The following is a 20801-nucleotide window of genomic DNA, read 5'->3' as shown; positions in this document are numbered from 1 at the left end:
AAGCCGCCCGGCGCGGAGAGATCAGATGACTGTATAATCTTTCGGACGAACAGTCCGCTGCGTCCGGATGAATGACATCGCGTCCAACAGTTCGTTTTTCGACAACCGCCGGCCGTCCAGGCATAGCTCGTATTTATCGAGCATGTCGCCGGCCGCCTCCTTGATCTCCACGGAGACGGGTTCTCTGGCCAGCAAATAGTCGGTGGTCACTTGGAAGTAGTCTGCAAGGGCAATCAGCTGGGGATAGGTCGGCAGTTTCTTGTCGAGTTCAAACGTCCAGATCAGGCTTTTGGCGACGCCGATCGTCTCGGCCAACTGCTCGGGGGACACGTCATGCTGGATCCGGAGGGCTTTTAGCCGCTCGCCGAATGTGAGGGATTCGTTCAATGCTAACACCTTTCTATTCGAGAAATTAGAAAATTTAAATTCCTCTGATAGCATATCATATATCGCGGGAAAAAGAAAACGACACCCCATTTGGGTTGTCGTTTTTTGCAGATTTATGCCATTTCCGAGAGAACGCCTTTTACAAGGCCGGAGAATTTCGTCTTGACCTGAGCAGCGACCTCGATCACTTCGTCGTGGCTGAGCGGCTGGTCCAGGATGCCGGCCGCCATGTTCGTCAGGCAGGAAATGCCAAGTACGCGCATTCCGCCGTGCGCTGCGACAATCACTTCCGGAACGGTCGACATGCCGACCGCGTCGGCGCCGAGTGTGCGCATCATGCGGATTTCTGCAGGTGTTTCATACGTAGGACCGCTCCACCAGGCGTAGACGCCTTCGCGCAGGGTGAAACCGAGGCTCTCCGCAACGCTGAACGCCTTTATCTGCAATTCCTTGCTATACACTTGCGTCAGGTCCGGGAAGCGCGTGCCGAGTTCATCGTGGTTCGGTCCAATCAGTGGATTCGTTCCTGTCAGGTTCAGGTGGTCGGTGATCAGCATGAGGTCTCCGGGATTGTAGTCCTTGTTCACCGAGCCGCATGCGTTCGTGATGATCAGGTCTTCGATGCCGAGCGCTTTCATGACGCGCACCGGGAACGTGACTTCTTCGAGCGAATAGCCCTCGTAGTAGTGGTAGCGGCCCTTCATTGCTGCAACCGTCTTGCCGTTCAGCTTGCCGATGACCAGCTCGTTGGCGTGGCCGACGGCTGAAGAAGTTGCGAAATGCGGGATTTCCGCATATGGGATGCTGACGGCGTCTTCAATCTCATCGGCAAGCGATCCGAGGCCGGAGCCGAGGATCAGCCCGACCGTCGGGCGGTGGTCCGTTTTTTCTTGGATAAATGAAGTGGCTTCCCAGATATTATTGAACAGAGTCATCTGAATCTCTCCTTGTCTTTCGTTGGCCTGTGAGGCCCGTTCTGATTGCATTCATACCCGCACCCGCATTGGGGAAATCCTTACCCGAGGACGGGGATGAGTTCTTCCTTTAATTCCCGCTCCATGAACGGTTCGGCTCCGAGCATGTCCCGGAATGCCTTATATCGGGATACTCTCCCGGCATCGGCCGTCCGCCCGGTCTTGTAAGCGCGGATCATGATGTTTTTTGGCGTGTTCGCCATGTCGATGAATTCGAGCAGTTGCGCGTCGTAGCCAAGCAGGCTGAGCAACTCGGCGCGGATCGAGTCGGTTGCCAGTGCCGCGAAACGCTCTTTGACGAGCCCGTGCTGGAGCAGGATGCCCAGTTCCGGCGCATCCAGCTGGCTGAACAATTCATGCTGGCAGCACGGAACACTTAAGATGACATCCGCCCCCCAGCGCACCGCGCGGGCAAGTGCCATGTCGGTCGCCACGTCACAGGCGTGAAGCGTCACGACCATGTCGACGGCGGTCTCGTCATTATAATCGTTGATGTCGCCTACAAGGAACTCCAGGTCGTCTCCGTAGCCGAGGTCGCCGGCAATCTGCCGGCACTCCTCGATGACTTCCTTTTTCAGGTCGAGGCCGGTCACCCGGACATCTAGCTTTTTTTCGATCCTCAAGTAATGGTAAAGGGCGAACGTCAGATAAGACTTGCCCGAGCCGAAGTCGAGGATCCGGATCGTCCGGTCCGTCGGCAGGTGGGCAAGGCTGTCGGAAATGTATTCGGTAAACCGGTTGATTTGCCTGAACTTGTCCGCCTTGCCCTTTTTCACTTTCCCGTCCCCTGTCTGTACGCCAAGACGCATAAGGAACGGATAAGGCGTCCCTTCCTCGAAGATATAGCGTTTTTTACGGTTATGAGAGAGGTCCGGTTCCGCTTTTGTTTCGGACTGGCCGGTCTTCCAGGAAACCTTCAGTTTCTTTGAGAGCCGGATCTGCACTTCTTCATCGGTGAAGGTTGCCTGCATCTGGCGGAACGTGCGTAGCAGGCTGTCGAGGACAGGGAGTACTTGTCCGGCCGGCACGTTTTCGTGCTTCAGGATCCGTTCGTACTGATATTCGAGCTGGATATGGAGCTCACCGCGAAGCTCGACAGGCTTCAGCCTGATGCGCTTCAGCTCTTCAGACTTTAGGCGGGGCTGGCTGATGGTTGCCTTGACCAGCGTGCCGTTTGCCATGCGGGAAGCGAGCGCATCCATCATCTCATCAAACTCCATCGGTTGTCCTCCTTTCTGATTGTGCTCACTGCTTGAATAGATTTCGCATTATTCGAATCGGAAACCTTGCTTGGCAAGGAATTCCTTCAGATGCATACGGCGCGGCTCCTTCAGGAATGCCGCCATGTCCCCGGACCAGGTGGCGTCCTTCCGGTTGCTGCCGCGGCTCAGGTAATAGTCGTTCATTGTCCGGTCGTATTCCGGAAGCTGCTCTTCATACTTTTCACTATTGTACTCATTCTCATGCAGCACGGCACTTACCGGGAGGCGCGGCTTCACTTCGTTGCGGAACTTCGGCACGCCGATCGTCATGCCATAAAGCGGCGCGACGCCTTCCGGCAGGCCGAGGACTTCGCTGATTTCTTCGGGCGCATTGCGGACACCGCCGATATAGCAGATTCCGTAGCCTTCCGATTCAGCGGCGACGGCGACGTTCTGCGCAAACAATGCAGTGTCCGTAACTCCCACGACAAGCGCTTCGGCGTTGGAATAAACGATCTTTTCGCCTTGCAGGGATGCCGCGGCTTCCAGGCGGCGGAAGTCCATGCAGAAAACAAGAGCCGCCCCGGCAGTCAGGAACTGCTTCGGGTTTTTCGAAAGCCCGGCAAGTGCTTCGCGTTTTGCAGGATCGGTCACATGGATCACCGAGTACGCCTGGACAAAATGGGAGCTCGCCGCATGTTGGCCGGCGCTGACAAGACGCTCAACCGTTTCCCGGCTGAGGGGTACATCCTCGTAATCACGGACGGACGAGTGGGAGGCAAGAAGATCGATGACCAATTTATAAAGACCCCTTTCAAGTTTACGTATTCATGCGTACACCTTAGCTTATCAAAAGAGTTTTAGGGTAAACAATTTCAGAGGTCTGTACAATGCGGAAATACATAACTGAAAGGGGAGAAACTGAACATGAACACTTTATTTGAAAACGTGTCACTGACGGCGATGATTTTGTTTATCCTGCTTGTCATTGTGCCGATCGTGACACTGGTCTGGCTGTTTTTCTATGACCGCGGCCAAAAACAGCACTCGATTCTGCGGAATTTTCCGATTCTCGGGCGTGTCCGGTACTTTCTTGAGAAGACGGGCCCGGAGTTCAGGCAGTACCTGTTCTCCGATGACAACAGCGGCAAGCCGTTTAGCCGTGAGGAGTACTTGCACATGGTGCTTCCCGGTAAATACAAAAGCTCGCTCATCGGTTTCGGCTCGAAACGGGATTTCGAGGAACCCGGCTATTATATCCGGAATGCCATGTTCACGAAACAGAATGAAGAAATGCGTGTCGACAACTCTGATCTGGTCGACACCCGCCACTATGTGATTGACGACGAAGGCTTGTTTACGCGCCGAGAGCATATGGAAGACATTCCGGCGCTGCCTTGGCTGTTGCCTCCGGATGACGCGGTCGTGATCGGTCCGGATTGCCGGGAGCCGTTCCATGTACGGAGCCTGCTCGGCCAGTCGGCGATGAGCTTCGGGTCGCTCGGGAAAAATGCCATCACTGCGCTGTCAAAGGGGATCGGCATGGCAAAAGGTGCCTGGATGAACACGGGAGAGGGCGGCCTGTCGGATTACCACTTGTCGGGCGGACCGGAAATCATCGCGCAGATCAGCTCCGGCCTGTTCGGCTACCGGACGCCGGACGGGGAGTTCGACATCGAAAAGGTCAGGGAGAAAGCGGCCATTCCGAATGTCCGTGCGTTTGAGCTGAAGCTCGCACAGGGTGCGAAGATGCGCGGCGGCCACGTGGAAGGCGAAAAGGTGACCGAGGAGATTGCGAAGATCCGGACCGTCGAGCCGTATACGACGATCAACAGTCCGAACCGCTTCCGCGAGTTCGATGACTATCCATCGATGTTCGAGTTTATCGAACAGATCCGGAAGGCCGGCGGAAAGCCCGTCGGCATCAAGGTGGTCATCGGCAGCAAAAGCGAAGCTGATGAACTGTCAAACTGGATGAAGAAAACCGGAAAAGGCCCTGACTTTATATCGGTCGACGGCTCGGAGGGCGGTTCCGGCGCGACTTACCAAGACCTGGCGGACAGTCTCGGTCTGCCGATCAAGACGGCGCTTACGATTTTGGACGATTCGCTGCGTGAACACGGCGTGCGGGACCGGGTGAAAATCATTGCATCCGGCAAGATCACCACGCCCGACAAAGCGGCCATTGCCCTCGCGCTCGGGGCAGATCTCGTACAGGTCGCCCGCGGGTTCATGATCTCCGTCGGCTGTATTATGGCACTGAAATGCCATACAAATGAATGCCCGGCAGGTGTCGCGACAACCGACGAAGATCTTCAGCGAGCGTTGGTCGTGGATGAGAAAAAGTACCGCGTGACGAATTACATCCTGACCATGCGCGAAGGGCTCTTCCGCATCGCGGCGGCAGCCGGCCTTGATTCTCCGACAAAGCTGGACCGCAGCCACCTTGTGTATATGGATGAAAGGGGCCGCGCGCATCCCGTTCATTCCAATAACGAACATTTGAGTGTGCGATGACCGACCAACACGCTGTCCCTGAGGGGCGGCGTGTATTTTTTTGACATAATAAAGTTTCTAAACCGTCGGAAAAATGTGTTAACATACAACTGAAAACGATTTCAAAAGGGGGCGTTTGGATGGCACTGCTCAATAAAACCGTCGGAGAGGTGGTCCGGGAGAAGGCGCGGGAGTTCCCGGACGTGGAGGCCTACGTGTATCCGGAACACGGAATCCGAAAAACATATCGGGAATTCGACGAAGAAACGGACCGCCTGGCGAAGGCTTATCTCGGGATGGGAATCAAAAAGGGGGAACATGTGGCGATCTGGAGCGACAACAAGCGCCAGTGGTTCCTGAGCCAGTTTGCGACCGGCAAGATGGGGGCCGTGCTCGTGACGGTGAACACCAACTATCAGGCGGCGGAACTCGAGTACCTGCTGAAGCAGTCCGAGTCGACGACGCTCATTCTGGACGAAGGGTTCAAGGGGACGAGCTATATCGACATCGTCCGGCAGGTATGTCCGGAGGCCGAGGACTCGGAAAAGGGCGAGGTTTCGTGCAAGAACCTGCCGCATCTGAAACGGATTATCCTCATGACGGAGCGCGACGAGCCGGGAATGTTCAAATGGTCCGAATTCGAGGCGAAGGCCGAGGGGATTTCGGACGGGGAATTGGAAGAAGTGTTCCGCTCGCTGGATCCGGAAGACGCCATCAATATGCAGTACACATCGGGCACGACCGGCTTTCCGAAGGGCGTCATGCTGACGCATAATAACATCGTCAACAACGCGCAGCTGATCGGCGACCGGATGAAGCTGACCGAAAAAGACCGGCTGTGCATCCCGGTGCCGTTTTTCCACTGCTTCGGCTGCGTTCTCAGCACACTGACAGCGGTCACGCACGCTTCGACCTCTGTCATCATCGAGCAATTCAACCCGCTCACCGTGCTGAAGGCCGTCCAGGATGAGAAGTGCACGGCGCTCAATGGGGTGCCTACGATGTTCATTGCAGAGCTTCAGCATCCGGAGTTCAAAAACTTCGACACGTCGAGCCTCCGGACCGGGATCATGGCCGGCTCCACGTGCCCGATCGAGGTCATGAAGCAGGTCATCAACGAAATGGGGGCTGATGAAATCACAATCTGCTACGGTCAGACGGAGTCATCGCCGGTCATTACGCAGACGACGACGGATGACCCGATCGAGAAGCGCGTGGCGACCGTCGGCAAGCCGCATCCGTACGTCGAAGTGAAGATCATCGACCCGGTGACCGGCAAGGAAGTGCCTCAGGGCGAACCGGGCGAGTTGTGCACACGCGGCTACCACGTCATGAAGGGCTACTATAACAATGAAGAAGCGACCCGCCAGGCGATCGATGAGGACGGCTGGCTCCACACCGGTGACATCGCCGTCATGGACGAAGACGGTTATATCGACATTACGGGCCGAATCAAGGACATGGTGATCCGGGGCGGGGAAAATATCTATCCGCGTGAAATCGAAGAATTTCTCTATACCCATCCCTCTGTGAGTGACGTCCAGGTGGTCGGCGTGCCGGATCCGAAATACGGCGAAGAGCTGATGGCCTGGATTATCCTGAAGCCGGGAGCAGAGGAGGCGGAGGAGTCGATCCGCGAATTCTGCAAAGGGAAGATTTCATACCACAAGATTCCGCGCTACATCGAGTTTATCGACGAGTACCCGATGACCGCATCGGGCAAGATCCAGAAATTTAAGCTCCGCGAAATGTCCGAACAACGCACCGGCATCGGAGCGCAATAATGGAAAGACCGTCCCGGCATGGAGCCGGGACGGTCTTTTCGATGGGGCGAGGGGCGGGGTGCCCGTCGGAGCGGGAAACAGCAATGTCTGAATGAAGTGAACACGGCACATCAATCATAAAGAGTGTCTTCGAGTTCCCCGTCACCCTTATAGATTTTCAGAATGCCATTATTGTCGTTGACCCGCGGCTTGGCTGTTTCAAGAAGATCGTCTTTCGTACCCTCCCGCAGGATGGCCCTGTCGCTGCCTTTTTTTCGGAGCACCCATTCCTCTCCGTCTTCCCTTACCTCGTACACCGGCCTGTCGTCGTCGCCGTGCACGTATTCCCGTGCGCGTTCCAGCGCAATCGGGATGGCGCGGCTGTCCTCATAGCCGTCACGCACGAGGGCGTTGGCAATCTCGATCGCTTTTTCCCTGACCGGCCCGTCCAGGTTCTTGAACGAGTCCGGGTAATCCTGTCCGTTCCACGGCATTCCGGATCGCCTCCTTATAGATAAGAAAATTCCCCCGGACGCGAAGTTTAAACTAATCTAGATCCGCAAAAACAGCACGTGCCCTTATTGTCCGACACGGCATTTGTCACCGCCGGTCGATTTCCCGGGAAATAATGAAGAATCATGCGGGCTCCATTCTTCTGTTTCGCCACGAAAATTTTATTTTCTTCCTTTCTCATTTCTCCAAATTGGCAGTCATATAGGATCGGCTGTTGTGATAGGATGAATTACAGAAAGGAAGTGAACATTTTGTCAGATACTACGTTTAAATTAATCGCAATCATTATCTACATGGCAGCGATGCTGCTGATCGGCTGGTATGCCTATAGGAAAACTGCCAACCTGACGGACTACATGCTCGGCGGGCGCTCGCTGGGACCTGCAGTCACTGCGCTCAGTGCCGGTGCTGCTGATATGTCCGGTTGGCTGCTCATGGGGTTTCCGGGAGCCATCTACCTCGCCGGGCTGGGGGAAGCCTGGATCGGGATCGGCCTGACCATCGGTGCTTACCTGAACTGGTTGTATGTCGCACCCAGGCTCCGCGTCTACACACAGGTATCAAGCAACTCGATTACGATTCCAAGCTATCTTCAAAGCCGGCTCAAGGACCGCTCGCCGTTTCTGCGGATTGCATCCGGCCTGATCATCCTGATTTTCTTCACATTTTATGTGTCTTCCGGAATGGTTGCCGGCGGCGTCTTTTTCAAAAGTTCATTCGGCCTTGACTATCATACCGGACTGATCATCGTCTCTCTTGTCGTACTTGCCTACACCCTGTTCGGCGGCTTCCTTGCCGTCAGCTACACGGACTTTGTGCAGGGCCTCATCATGTTCCTTGCACTGATTATGGTTCCGGTCGTCGGAATTTTCCTGACGGGAGGGCCGGCTGAGACAATCAGTACGATCCGTGAAGCTGAACCGTTTCATCTGAGCCTGATTGGAGGCACGACCACAGCCGTTATTATCTCCTCCCTCGCCTGGGGGCTCGGCTACTTTGGTCAGCCGCATATCATCGTACGCTTCATGGCGATCAGTTCCGTCAGGGAAACCCGTTCCGCCCGCCGGATCGGAATCGGCTGGATGCTGCTCAGCCTGGTCGGCGCCACTCTGACCGCACTCGTCGGTTACGCGTATTTCCAACAGAACCCGCATCTGTCACTGACCGATCCGGAAGCCATCTTTATCGAGATGGGACAGGTGATTTTCCATCCGTTTATTGCAGGGGTCATTTTGTCCGCCGTGCTTGCGGCGATCATGAGTACCATTTCATCGCAGCTGATCGTCACTTCTTCGGCACTCATCGAAGACCTGTACAAGGCGATCATCAAATCGGACGCGGATGACAAGACGTATGTCCTGTATGGCCGGCTGGCCGTCCTTTTCGTGGCGATTGTGGCATTTATCTTGTCATGGGAGCAGAACGATACCATTCTGAAGCTTGTGTCGTTTGCATGGGCAGGTTTTGGAGCGGCGTTCGGCCCGGTGATCCTTCTATCGCTCTATTGGCGCAAGCTCACCTCCCAGGGGGCGCTGTGGGCAATGATTACCGGTGCGATTGTCGTCATCATCTGGGGGAACGTCAAGGTGCTGACCGGTACCCTCTATGAAATCGTCCCGGGATTCGCCCTTAGCCTGCTTGTGGCAATTCTCGTCAGCAACTTGACTTATCGTCCGAACAAAGAAATCGAGCAGGAGTTTACAGAGTCTCTCGAGATGCTCGAGCGGGAGCGCAAGTAAGTATTTAATATTTAATGAGGAGCGATTGGAGCTCCGGATGTTCAACAGGAAAATCCGATCCCGCAAAAAGCAGGATCGGATTTTCTTTAATGTTTGGATCGCTCCACTTTTTCTTTTTTCGACAGGTTCTCAAGGCGCTGGAATTGCCGGAGGTCCCGCTGTTGGATTGGCAACGGTTCTCTTTTCAGCAGGATGATCATGGAGAACATGAGCATGATGAGGATGATGCCAAACGGCAGTGCCGAGGCGAGCGAAGCGGTTTCCAATCCGTTGATGCCGCCGGTAAAGAGCAGGACACCGGCAATGGAGCCCATGAGGATTCCCCAGATCAGCTTGGCTGGCATTTTCGGGTTCAGCGAGCCGCCCGAAGTCATGCTGGCAAGGATATAGGTGGCCGAGTCGGCTGAAGTGACGATGAAAGTGAAAATCAGCAGGATGGCGAGGACGGAGAGCAGTCCCGGGAAAGGAAGCGTCTGCTCGAACGTCGTGAACAGGGCGGATGTGACGTCCTGATTGACCATCTCCGCAATGTTGGTGCCTTTGTTCAAATCGTTGTAGATGGCCGTGCCTCCGAACACAGCCATCCAGAACATGGCGATTGCCGGCGGAATGATCAGTGTGCCGATAATGAATTCCCTGATGGTCCGGCCACGCGATACTCGCGCGACAAATGCCCCGATGAATGGTGACCAGGCCATGACCCAAGCCCAGTAGAAGACGGTCCATTCCTGGACCCAGAGCCGGTCTTTATAAGGCTCGAGACGAAGGCTATACTGGACAAAGTTGGCGATGTAATCACCAAGCCCCACCACAAAGGTCTCAAGGATGAAGACGGTCGGCCCCGCAAAGAAGGTGAACAGCAGGAGACCAAGTGCCAGGCCCAGGTTGAGGTTGCTGAGATAGCGGATTCCGCGATGCAATCCCGTTGTGGAGGACATCAGGTAGGCGACCATCATGACAGCGATGATGCCGAGCTGGACATACGGGGAAATCTTGATGCCGGCGACGGCATGAAGCCCGCCGTTCATCTGAAGCACCCCAAGACCGATTGAAGTGGCCATCCCCATGATTGTCGCGATGACGGCAAGGATATCGATCGCATTCTTCACAGGTTTCGATGACCCGACGATCGGCTCGAGCGCTGTGGAGATGAGGCCATTCTTCCTTTTCCTGAATTGCAGGAAGGCGATGACAAGGCCGGTAAGGGTGAACATGACCCATTGGTGCATGCCCCAGTGGAACATGGAATAGCCCATTGCGTTCCGGGCGGTGTCCTCTGTCATCGGTTCCAGGTCGGTAAAAGCCGGCCTGAACATATGGCTCATCGGCTCGGCCACGCCCCAGAAAACAAGCCCCGCTCCGAAGCCGGCCGAGAAAAGCATGGCGGTCCAGGTGAAAAATGAGAATTCCGGTTTTTCGTCGTCCGCTCCAAGCCGGATACTGCCATACTTGCTCAGTGCGACCCCAAGCAAAAAGATGATAAAGATAAAGACTGCCAGCAGGTAGAACCAGCTGAATGTGTCAATCGTAAAGTCATAGACAACGGAGGCAACCGAAGCAAATGCATTCGGTGCAACCGCTCCCACCAAAACAAGTGCCAGGATAAAAAGTGCGGATACAAGAAAGACTGGATTTTTCCAGTTTGATCTGTCCATGTTCCTCTCCTTCAGTAATTTGGTTTTATTATGTAAAGGTTACATAATAGATGTATACCCGAGGGTACCGAAGTTGAACGGGGGCTTCAAGGCTAAAACGGGAAATGACAAAAAAGTTGGGTCTAAATGACTAAATTTGTCGGAAAACACAGAAAGGGGAGAGTCATTTGAAACTTGACCACGTTGTTTATCTCAGCAATAAGACGCCGGCAGAGGATGCGGCAGCCTGGCAGGAGCGGGGAATGGACGGGGCACCGGGCGGGCGACATGAGCAGTGGGGAACACAAAACGCGCTTTACTACGCCCGCAATGCCTATATCGAATCACTGTCTGTAGAAAAACCGGAAATTGCAGAGAGGAGCGACCAACCACTGGCGCGACTGCTCGTTCATGACTTGGAGGCATACGGTCCCGGATGGGGGACGGTCTGTCTGCGGCCGGGAAATCTATATGAGTTTGAGAGGAAACTGAATGAAAAAGGCTACCGGACGACGGGCGTGCAGGACGCTTCCCGGCGGACGGCATCGGGTGATTTGCTGGAATGGCAGCTGCTCTTCATTGATGAGAACATTGGGGAGGATCTGCCGAATCCGTTTTTTATCGACTGGGGAATGGAAGATGGAGCGCGTATGGAGCAATTGCTGTCTTCAGGTACGATGCCTGAAGAAAATTTGGCATCCTGCATCAGGGAAGCTGTGTTCAGGGTCCGTGATCCGGAGGCGACCGCAGGCCGGTGGGCCGAGATGCTCGGACTGGGCCAGCCGGCAGGCAACAGGCTGGCGCTCGGCAATGCTGAACTTGTCTTTGTGGAAGGTGAAGGGCCCGAGCGCCTCGCTGATGTCGCCATCACTCATGAAGACACGCGCTGAAGTTCTGCGGGACGGGTATACTAAGGACAGGCAGCCTTAACTGGAGGGATTTCAATGGAAGAAATACAGGAACGCGCCGTGCTCGTCGGCATCCGGCTCGACAACGATGAGCAGTTCGATTATTCGATGGAGGAACTGGCAAGCCTCGCGGAGGCCTGCGGCGTGGAAGTCTCAGGAATGATCACACAAAACCTTGAGCGTCCGAATCCGAGCCACTACATCGGCTCCGGGAAGGTAGGGGAGATCCTCACCTTCCATGACGCGACGGACTCCAACCTCGTCATCTTTAACGATGAGCTGTCTCCTTCACAGATCAGGAACCTGGAAACAGAACTTGATACGAAGGTGATTGACCGGACGATGCTTATTCTGGACATATTCGCAAGAAGGGCGAAAACCCGTGAGGCCCAGCTTCAGGTGGAACTGGCGCAGCTGCAGTATATGCTGCCGAGACTTGTCGGCCTGCGTGCGTCGCTCAGCCGGCAGGCCGGCTCTACAGGCGGCGGCGTGGCGACGCGGGGGCCCGGTGAAACAAAGCTTGAGCTTGACCGCCGGAGAATTGAGGACCAGATCGCGCGGCTTCGCCGCGAACTTGAATCAGTGAAAAGCCATCGTGAGACGCAGCGGAAGCGGCGGGTAAAACGGGACGTTCCGGTCGTCTCGCTTGTCGGCTATACAAACGCGGGCAAGTCGACAATCATGAACACGATGCTTGCAGGCATCGGGGACGGTGCCGGCCGCCAAGTCCTCGAGCGGGACATGCTGTTTGCGACATTGGATACATCGGTCCGGAATATCCATCTGCAGGACAACCGGGAGTTCCTGCTGACAGACACGGTCGGGTTTGTCGGGAAGTTGCCGCACCACTTGGTGAAGGCGTTCCGCTCGACACTCGAAGAAGCGGCGGATGCCGACCTGCTTCTCCATGTCGTCGACGTATCGCACCCCGAACACCGTTACATGATGGACGTCACCGAGGATACGCTAGCCGACATCGGAATCGAAGGAATCCCGGAAGTGCATGTCTACAACAAGTCTGACCTGGCAGACCTCGAGCATCCGAGAAAACAGGGGAACAGCATCTGGATCTCTGCGAAGGAATCAGGGGATATCCGCGAGTTGACCGAGTTGATCGCTTCAAAGGTCTTCGGCGACTACGGGCGGGCGAAGCTGCTGATCCCGTTCGACCGGGGGGATGTCGTCTCGTACCTGAATGAGCATGCGGATGTGAAAGAAACCGAGTATACGGAAGACGGCACCCTCATGGATGTTGAAATCCGAGAGGCCGACCGGAATCGGTTTGAGGAATTTTTTGCTCCGCCTGAGAAGTGATTTGTGCCATCGCATCAAAAAACTCCCTTCCGCGAAAGCGGGAGGGAGTTTTCGCTCTTTAATCAGACAGCGTGACGTCTTTTAGCTGATAATAACCGCTCGGGTCAACGCTGAATCCTTCAACACCGTTGGCGACACCGGCCAGGTATTCCTGGTGGTGGATGTATGAAATCGGGGCTTCCTCGATCAGGATCTGCTGAAGCTGGTCGTAAATTTCTTTGCGTTTTGCTTCATCGATTTCTGCACGGCCGGCATCAAGGAGCTTGTCGACTTCCCGATTACCGTAGAATGCCTTGTTTGCTCCCGTCCCTTTCTGGGTTGAGTGGAAAAGGGAGTAGAGCCCGTTGTCCGCGTCACCCGTCGCGTTGGACCAGCCCAGCTGATACATGTCCTGGTCCCCGGCGGTCAGCGTTTCGAGATAGCTGCCGAATTCCATCTGTTCGACTTTAACGTCGATATTCAGCTCTTTCAGCTTCTGTTGGAGCAGGACCGCGATATCGATCCGCTGCGGGTTGTCGTTCGTGATGAGTGTCGTGGAAAAGCCGTCGGCATATCCGGCTTCTTCAAGGAGTTGTTTGGCTTTTTCCGGGTTGTATCCGAGCCCTTCGATGCTTTCGTTGTATGCGAAAGTGCCAGGTGCAAGCGGGCCTTTGGCCGGCACGCCATGTCCGTCATAGATGCCGTTTACGATTTCTTCATTGTCGATCATCATCGAGATTGCCTGGCGGACACGGACATCGTTGAACGGTTCTTTTTCCGTATTGAACCCGACAAACGAGAGGGCGCGGGAAAGCTGCTTGTTGACTGTCGCGTAATCGCCGCTTTCAATTTGGGTGACTTCGTTTGGCTGGAGCGGATCGATGATATGGGCGTTGCCGGTTTCGAGTTCTGCGAGACGCGTGGCGCTTTCCGGAATCACGTTGAACGTGACGGAGTCGACGTTCGGTGCGCCATCCCAGTAGTCCTCGTTTTTGACGAGCTTGACCGCAACACCCGGCTCCCAGCTTTCAAACATGAAGAAACCTGTGCCGACCGGGTGCTCATTAATGGCTGATCCGGGCTCTTCACCATTCTCCATTGCCGCATAGTCTTCATCGATCAGCTTGGGGCTGATGATGGCGCCGCCGGAGTGGGACAGGTGGGAGAGGAGAGGCGAAAACGGATAGGCTGTCTTGATCTGGACGGTATGATCGTCGATGACTTCGACACTCTCGATCATTTCATACAGATAGGCCTTGCCGGATGCGACATCCGGGTCACGGACGCGGTCGAAGGTTTTCTTGACCGCGTCCGCGGTGAAGTCCGTACCGTCGTGGAACTTGACGCCTTCGCGGAGCTTGAACTCCCACGTCGTTTCATCAATCGTTTCCCATTCTGTTGCGAGGCTCGGGACAATTTCATTTTCGCTGTTCAGTTCAACTAGGGTGTCGAACAGATTGTTATGGATATTATTGGACGGAACATCGTTCGAGCCCTGCGGATCCAGTGTCGATGCGTCGGACAGGACTGCGAGGATCAGGTCGCCTCCTGACGCTGTCTCGCCTTCGCCGTTTCCGGTATCACTGCCGGTGTCTTCCTGGCCTCCGCCAGCACATGCCGCGAGAAGCATGGACAGCATAAGTGTCAGGATCAGGAGCAGCTGTGTGCTTTTTCTCATGGTGCTTATCCCCCTTTTCTTACCGCAGATTATGTCTAGTGCGATATTTCAGAAATATATCACATAATATCTAGGGGAACAATAGGGATTCGTGAATGTTTTGCTGCCAAGCGGCCCCTTTAACCAAACAAAAAGATCCTTCCCGCATTTGCGGGAAGAATCTTTTCGGATTACTCGGACAGGGTGACGTTCTTGAGCTGGTAGATACCGGAAGTATCGATATCAAAGCCTTTGACGTTGTTTGCGAGTCCTGTCAGGTATTCCTGGTGGTGGATGTAGATCATTGGCGCATCTTCGATCAAGTGTTCCTGAACCTTGTTGTAGATGTCCTGACGGGCTTCAGGATCTGTTTCCTGGCGGCCTTCGTCAAGAAGCTTGTCGACTTCAGGGTTTTCGTAGAACGAACGGTTGCCCGGGTCACCCTTCTGGGACGAGTGGAAGAGGGCATACATGCCGTAGTCCGCGTCGCCTGTCGGGTTGGACCAGCCGAGGATGAACATGTCGTGCTCGCCTGCAGCTGTCTGGTCGAGGTACGTTCCGAACTCCATCTGTTCGATCTTGACTTCGATGCCGACTTCCTTCAGTTCCTGCTGGAGAAGGACCGCTGCGTCAACACGCTGCGGGTTGTCGTTTGTCCAGATCGTAGTAGAGAAACCGTCAGCGTAGCCTGCTTCTTCAAGCAGCTTTTTCGCTTCTTCGACGTTGTACTCGATCGGCTTGGCGTCTTCATTGTAACCGAAGATTCCAGGAGCCAGAGGGCCTTTTGCCGGGATTCCGAAGCCTTCGTAAACGCCGGAGATGATGTCTTCCTTGTTCACGAGCATGGAAATCGCCTGGCGGACGCGAACGTCGTTGAACGGCTCTTTTTCCGTGTTGAAGCCGATGTAAGAAAGGCTCGAAGATGGCTTCTGGTGGACTGTTCCGCTGCCGGAGTCGTTGATCTGCTGAACTTCGTTAGGCTGAACCGGGTCGATGATGTGTGCGTTGCCAGTTTCAAGCTCAGCTACGCGTGTTGCTGCTTCAGGGACGACCTTGAAGGTAACGGAGTCGACCTTGGCCGGTTCGTTCCAGTAGTCTTCGTTTTTCACAAGCTTGATCTCGGAGCCCGGGTTCCAGCTTTCAAATTTGAAGTAGCCGGTACCTATAGGGTTCTCGGAGATCACGGAGCCCGGCTCTTCGCCGTTTTCCATTGCCGCATAGTCTTCTTCAATGGACTTAGGGCTGATGATGCTGCCTCCGTTATGGGACAGGTGAGCAAGAAGCGGTGCGAACGGGTACGCTGTCTTGATCTGGACAGTTTGGTCGTCGACAACATCTACGCTCTCGATCATCTCGAAAAGGAAATAGCGAGGAGAGGCGACTTCAGGGTCGCGTATGCGGTCAAGGCTCTTCTTGACTGCCTCTGCGTTGAACTCTTCGCCATCGTGGAAGGTGACGCCTTCCTGGAGTTTGAACTCCCAAGTTGTATCGTCGATTGCGTTCCATTCCGTCGCGAGGCCAGGCTCGATCTCGTTGTTGTCGTTGCGGTTGACGAGTGTTTCAAAGATATTTGCCTGGATATTGGAGGACGGAACATCGTTTGATCCGGCCGGATCAAGCGATGAAGCATCGGAAAGGACTGCGAGAATGAGGTCGCCGCCTTCGCCGCCGCCTTCAGTTGTGCCCTCTTCGCCCTGGCTGCCGTCATCACTTCCGCTGTCGGAAGCGCTGTCATTTCCGCCGCCGGCACATGCCGCGAGGAACATGGAGACGACCAGCATCAGGATCAAGAGCAACAATGAGCTGCGCTTATTCTTCATGCATATTCTCCCCCTATTTTGTTTTTGATATTGCGCAATCGACCGCAATATTCAGAAAGAATATACCATACCAAATAGTTTGTGACAATAGCCGTTCGTTGAAAATGCCGGAAGGGTGATATAAATGTATAGAGTCTTTTGCGCTTCAGCCCGGCAGTGAAAAAAAGAGAAATTGAAAGTATTGAAAATTGTATGATTTTTGTATTTTTCGGTTTTCAAATATTGTATGTCGAATTTGCACTATTCATGGTAAACTATCGATTACACATATTGAGAAAAAGGCGGCATTTAATTGCCGTTATGGGGAAAGAGGGATTATTATGTCTGAGCAAACAGCCAAAGCCACTACAAGTGAAAGGGCTTACAATCCTCGCCTCGAACTCTATAAGGGCTTTTGGAGGCGGTTCAAAAAGAACAAGTCAGCCCTTGTAGGCGGGATTGTGGTGCTGTTTTTCATCTTGGTGGCCATCTTCGGACCGATGCTGGTGAGCACAAACCCGAATGCCACGGACATCGCCAATAAGCTCCAGCCTCCGTCTGCTGAGCACTGGTTCGGTACAGACAACTACGGGCGTGACATTTTCTCGCGGATCGTCCATGGGACAGGGCTTACGCTCATCGTAGGTTTTGTCTCGGTTATGATCGGCGGTATTGTCGGTGTTCTGTTCGGGATCATTTCCGGCTACTACGGCGGCAAGGTTGATACGATCATCATGCGCCTGATGGATATCCTGCTCGCCTTCCCGGGGATTCTCCTTGCGCTTGCCATTGTGAGTGTACTCGGCGGCAGCCTCCAGAACATGATCATCGCAATCGGGATTTTCTCGGTTCCTACCTTTGCACGGATTGTGCGAGGATCGACGCTGTCGGTCAGGAAGCTTGAATACATCGATGCCATGAGGGCGCTTGGTGCATCCGATTTCAGGATTATCTTCAAGCATATTTTGCCGAACGTCCTGTCTCCGATCATTGTCCAGGCGACACTCCGGATTGCGACTGCGGTCCTGACGGCGAGCGGCCTGTCATTCCTCGGCCTCGGCGCGCAGCCGCCGACGCCGGAATGGGGCGCGATGCTGTCGGCAGGACGGTCATACATGGCGGAGTCGCCGCACATGATTCTCATTCCGGGACTTGCCATCGTTCTCGTCGTTCTTGCATTTAACATCTTTGGCGACGGACTGCGCGATGCGCTTGATCCGAAGGCGAACAAATAAGGAGGGAGAAGCGAAATGCTTAAATACATCATCCGGCGGGTCCTTCAGACCATCCCGGTGCTTATCGGTGTCTCCATTCTCGTCTTCTCCCTGATGCACCTGATCCCGGGCAACCCAGCCCAGATCATTGCGGGAGAAGGCGCTTCGGAGCAGACAGTCAGGCAGATCGAGGAACGCCTCGGCCTGAATGACCCGATTCATATCCAATACTTTAACTATATGAGTGGCGTCCTTCAGGGCGACCTCGGAAATTCTGTCCGGAGCGGCCGCGCCGTATCGGATGAGATTTCAGCGCGTTTCTGGGTCACGGTGGAATTATCATTCTATGCCACGGTCCTCGCCGTCTTCCTCGGACTGATGGCGGGGATCATATCGGCAGTCCGCCGCTATACGGTGGCAGACACAGCCATCATGATCGTGGCGCTGTTCGGGCTGTCCATGCCGAACTTCTGGCTCGGCCTGGTCCTCATCGATTGGTTCGCCATCGGGGGAGACTGGTTGCCGGAATGGGCGAAACTGCGTCCTTCAGGATGGGGGGACAGCTGGCGGCAAGTCATTTTGCCTGTCATTACGCTCGGGACAGGGGGCGCCGCGATTATCGCCCGCATGACCCGGTCTTCGATGCTTGAAGTCATCAACCAGGACTATATCCGGACAGCGCGGGCAAAAGGTCTGACCGACCGCATCGTCACATACCGGCACGCACTCAAAAATGCGCTGATCCCGGTCGTGACGGTTGTCGGACTTGAATTCGGCGGATTCCTCGGCGGCGCAGTCCTGACAGAGACCATCTTCGCCATCAACGGCATGGGCCGCCTGACGGTACAGGCCATCACCCAGCGGGACTTCCCGATTGTCCAGGGTGCTGTGCTCGTTCTCTCAGTCCTGTTCGTCTTCGTTAACCTGATCGTCGACATCTCATATAAACTGCTCAACAAGCGGATCGACCTGAACTGATCGGTCCCGGCCACGGCCCAAGGAGGAAAGATCAATTGGAAGAAACGATTTTGGACGTGCGCGGCCTGCGCACCTCTTTCTTCACGGACGAGGGGGAAGTCAAAGCCGTCGACGGCGTGAGCTTCTCCGTCCCGAAAGGTAAAACACTAGGAATCGTAGGCGAGTCGGGGTCCGGCAAGAGTATCACTTCTCTGTCGATCCTCCGGCTTCTCGCGGAAAACGGCAAGGTGGTCGACGGCGAGATCCGCTATAAAGGCGAGAACATCCTGGATTTCTCGGAAAAGAAGATGCGGAGCCTCCGGGGAAATCAGATTTCGATGATTTTCCAGGAGCCGATGACCTCGCTGAACCCGGTCTTCACGGTCGGCCAGCAGATTTCGGAATCCCTTACGACCCACCAGGGCATGAACAAAAAACAGGCAATGGCCAAATCGGTGGACCTGCTGAAGCTGGTCGGCATCCCGTCTCCGGAAAAGCGCGTCACTCAATATCCTTATGAATTGTCAGGCGGTATGCGCCAGCGTGTCATGATTGCGATGGCCCTGGCCTGCAACCCGGAGGTCCTTGTGGCCGACGAGCCGACAACCGCGCTCGACGTGACGATCCAGGCACAGATCCTCGGCCTGATCAGAGATCTCCAGAACCGTCTTGGCATGTCCGTGATCCTCATCACCCACGACCTTGGCGTGGTTGCGGAAACATGCGACTATGTCGCCGTCATGTACGCCGGACAGGTAGTTGAATACAGCGACGTGAGGACACTGTTCCGCAAGCCGCGCCATCCGTATACGGTCGGGCTGCTGAAATCACTGCCTCGTCCTGACGCGGATCAGGAAAAACTGGTTCCGATCCATGGCATGGTTCCGTCGCCGTTCAACATGCCGAAAGGCTGCCGGTTCGCGCCGCGCTGCCCGGCGGCGACAGACCTTTGCCGCGAAAAACTGCCGGAATTGTTTGATGATGGGGAAGGCAACCAGGTCCGCTGCTGGATTTACGATGAGGAATGGCCGGGGCCGAAGGAGGTGGATGTCTTTGGAGAAAAGAGAATTGCTCAAGGTTGACGGTCTCAAGCAGCATTTCCCGATCAAGGGCGGCTTTTTCGGCCGCACGGTCAACCATGTCAAAGCGGTTGACGATATCAGCTTCACCGTCTACGAGGGGGAGACCGTCAGTATCGTCGGAGAATCAGGATGCGGAAAGTCCACAACCGGACGCGCCATCCTCCGTCTTGAGGAGCCGTCCGACGGCAAGGTGTACTTCGAAGGCACCGATCTCGCTTCCTTGTCGAAGTCGGAAATGCGGAAATATCGGAAGGATCTTCAGATTATCTTCCAAGACCCGTACGCATCGATCAACCCGCGCCAATCGATTTCGGATGTCCTGAATGAAGCGATGGAGATCCAGAATGTGCTGCCGAGGAAAGAGCGCCGCAAGCGGATCATTGAACTGCTTGAAACCGTCGGCCTGAACGGCAGCCAGGCTGACCGTTACCCGCATGAGTTCTCGGGCGGCCAGCGCCAGCGGATCGGCATCGCCCGCGCGCTGTCGGTGAACCCGAAGCTCATCATCTGCGACGAAGCCGTATCGGCGCTCGATGTCTCCATCCAGGCACAAGTATTGAATCTGCTGGAAGAGCTGCAGGATGAGTACGGACTGACCTATCTGTTCATTTCCCATGACCTCGGCGTTGTCCGCCACATCTCGGACCGCGTGATCGTTATGTATCTCGGGAAGATCGTGGAGATCGGGGACAAAATTTCGATCTTCGACAGCCCAAAACACCCGTACACGAAGGCGCTCCTGTCGGCGATTCCCGTTCCGGATCCGGATCGGGAGCGGGAACACATCGTTCTTCGCGGCGACGTCCCATCGCCGATTGACCCGCCATCGGGTTGCCGCTTCCACACTCGCTGCCCGTTCGCGCAGGAAAAGTGCCGGGTGGACGTGCCGGAGCTTGTCACGCACGACGGCATGAAACCGGGCCACGAAGCCGCCTGCCACTTTGTCGAAGAAATCGAAAGCGGCCAGCTTAAACCGAACTACATGGAAAAAACAACTTTCTAATTATAAATAGAAGAAACTCCAAACCCGCTGCCGGAAAGGCAGCGGGTTTTCTTTTGGGAAGAAGGAGAGTTGCAACAAGGGGAGTGGAGTTGCAACAAGGGGTGAGGAGTTGCAACAAGGGGCGCGGAGTTGCAACAAGGGGCGCGGAGTTGCAACAAGGGGCGCGGAGTTGCAACAAGG

The 20801-nt window shown here is 55.1% G+C and carries 17 protein-coding genes; 9 read left to right on the top strand and 8 right to left on the bottom strand.

The annotated features are described in order from the left end of the window. Positions 1 to 21: 21 nt before the first annotated feature. From KHA84_RS00085 to nfsA, 4 genes are all read right to left on the bottom strand, one after another. A complete protein-coding gene (locus KHA84_RS00085; RefSeq protein ID WP_213421138.1) occupies positions 22 to 387 on the bottom strand; it encodes a helix-turn-helix domain-containing protein in 366 nt (121 codons plus the stop codon). A 113-nt stretch (positions 388 to 500) separates the two neighbouring features. Beyond that, positions 501 to 1322 carry a purine-nucleoside phosphorylase gene (locus KHA84_RS00080; RefSeq protein ID WP_213421137.1) on the bottom strand — a complete coding sequence of 274 codons (822 nt, stop codon included), beginning with the start codon at positions 1320 to 1322 and terminating at the stop codon, positions 501 to 503. Positions 1323 to 1402: 80 nt separating this feature from the next. Then, complete coding sequence (locus tag KHA84_RS00075) at positions 1403 to 2581, bottom strand: class I SAM-dependent methyltransferase (RefSeq protein ID WP_213421136.1); 1179 nt, start codon at positions 2579 to 2581, stop codon at positions 1403 to 1405. Between the two features lie 48 nt (positions 2582 to 2629). Further along, positions 2630 to 3361, bottom strand: a complete 732-nt coding sequence (gene nfsA / locus KHA84_RS00070) for an oxygen-insensitive NADPH nitroreductase (RefSeq protein WP_213421135.1) — start codon at positions 3359 to 3361, stop codon at positions 2630 to 2632. 129 nt (positions 3362 to 3490) lie between these two features. Here nfsA and KHA84_RS00065 point away from each other — a divergent pair, with 129 nt between their 5' ends. Next, positions 3491 to 5080: an FMN-binding glutamate synthase family protein gene (locus KHA84_RS00065; RefSeq protein ID WP_213421134.1), complete on the top strand. Its 1590-nt coding sequence runs from the start codon at positions 3491 to 3493 to the stop codon at positions 5078 to 5080. Between the two features lie 98 nt (positions 5081 to 5178). Next, positions 5179 to 6843 (top strand): AMP-binding protein, encoded by a 1665-nt coding sequence (locus tag KHA84_RS00060; protein ID WP_336511070.1) that lies wholly within the window; start codon positions 5179 to 5181, stop codon positions 6841 to 6843. 110 nt (positions 6844 to 6953) lie between these two features. Here the strand turns inward: KHA84_RS00060 and KHA84_RS00055 are convergent, their stop codons facing one another. After that, positions 6954 to 7316, bottom strand: a complete 363-nt coding sequence (locus tag KHA84_RS00055) for a DUF2188 domain-containing protein (protein WP_213421132.1) — start codon at positions 7314 to 7316, stop codon at positions 6954 to 6956. A gap of 270 nt (positions 7317 to 7586) precedes the next feature. On the opposite strand from KHA84_RS00055, the gene putP reads away from it, so the two are divergent. Continuing rightward, positions 7587 to 9074 (top strand): sodium/proline symporter PutP, encoded by a 1488-nt coding sequence (putP, locus tag KHA84_RS00050; RefSeq protein ID WP_272875220.1) that lies wholly within the window; start codon positions 7587 to 7589, stop codon positions 9072 to 9074. 86 nt (positions 9075 to 9160) lie between these two features. On the opposite strand, the gene KHA84_RS00045 is transcribed toward putP, so the two are convergent. Then, a complete protein-coding gene (locus KHA84_RS00045; RefSeq protein ID WP_213421128.1) occupies positions 9161 to 10729 on the bottom strand; it encodes a BCCT family transporter in 1569 nt (522 codons plus the stop codon). Positions 10730 to 10896: 167 nt separating this feature from the next. On the opposite strand from KHA84_RS00045, the gene KHA84_RS00040 reads away from it, so the two are divergent. Next, on the top strand, positions 10897 to 11598 hold the full coding sequence (locus KHA84_RS00040) for a VOC family protein (protein WP_213421126.1): 702 nt from the start codon (positions 10897 to 10899) through the stop codon (positions 11596 to 11598). Positions 11599 to 11652: 54 nt separating this feature from the next. Continuing rightward, positions 11653 to 12930 carry a GTPase HflX gene (hflX, locus tag KHA84_RS00035; RefSeq protein WP_213421125.1) on the top strand — a complete coding sequence of 426 codons (1278 nt, stop codon included), beginning with the start codon at positions 11653 to 11655 and terminating at the stop codon, positions 12928 to 12930. Between the two features lie 58 nt (positions 12931 to 12988). On the opposite strand, the gene KHA84_RS00030 is transcribed toward hflX, so the two are convergent. Together KHA84_RS00030 and KHA84_RS00025 are read right to left on the bottom strand one after the other, a co-directional pair. After that, on the bottom strand, positions 12989 to 14587 hold the full coding sequence (locus KHA84_RS00030) for a glutathione ABC transporter substrate-binding protein (RefSeq protein ID WP_213421121.1): 1599 nt from the start codon (positions 14585 to 14587) through the stop codon (positions 12989 to 12991). Between the two features lie 170 nt (positions 14588 to 14757). Further along, entirely contained in the window at positions 14758 to 16386 is a 1629-nt protein-coding gene (locus tag KHA84_RS00025; RefSeq protein ID WP_213421120.1) for a glutathione ABC transporter substrate-binding protein, read from the bottom strand. Positions 16387 to 16706: 320 nt separating this feature from the next. On the opposite strand from KHA84_RS00025, the gene nikC reads away from it, so the two are divergent. From nikC to KHA84_RS00005, 4 genes are read left to right on the top strand one after another with little or no spacing between them, the layout of a single operon-like run. Then, positions 16707 to 17600, top strand: a complete 894-nt coding sequence (gene nikC, locus KHA84_RS00020) for a nickel transporter permease (RefSeq protein WP_213421119.1) — start codon at positions 16707 to 16709, stop codon at positions 17598 to 17600. A gap of 15 nt (positions 17601 to 17615) precedes the next feature. Continuing rightward, on the top strand, positions 17616 to 18557 hold the full coding sequence (locus tag KHA84_RS00015) for an ABC transporter permease (protein WP_213421118.1): 942 nt from the start codon (positions 17616 to 17618) through the stop codon (positions 18555 to 18557). A 35-nt stretch (positions 18558 to 18592) separates the two neighbouring features. Beyond that, positions 18593 to 19618: an ABC transporter ATP-binding protein gene (locus tag KHA84_RS00010; RefSeq protein WP_213421117.1), complete on the top strand. Its 1026-nt coding sequence runs from the start codon at positions 18593 to 18595 to the stop codon at positions 19616 to 19618. After that, positions 19590 to 20621: an ABC transporter ATP-binding protein gene (locus tag KHA84_RS00005; RefSeq protein WP_419465574.1), complete on the top strand. Its 1032-nt coding sequence runs from the start codon at positions 19590 to 19592 to the stop codon at positions 20619 to 20621. Before KHA84_RS00010 ends, KHA84_RS00005 begins: the two co-directional genes overlap by 29 nt. Positions 20622 to 20801 lie beyond the last annotated feature (180 nt).

It is taken from the genome of Bhargavaea massiliensis (assembly GCF_018390575.1).
Classification (GTDB): domain Bacteria; phylum Bacillota; class Bacilli; order Bacillales_A; family Planococcaceae; genus Bhargavaea; species Bhargavaea massiliensis.
The sequence above is the reverse complement of the archived record's forward strand: the minus strand, read 5'-3'. Positions and strand labels throughout refer to the sequence as shown.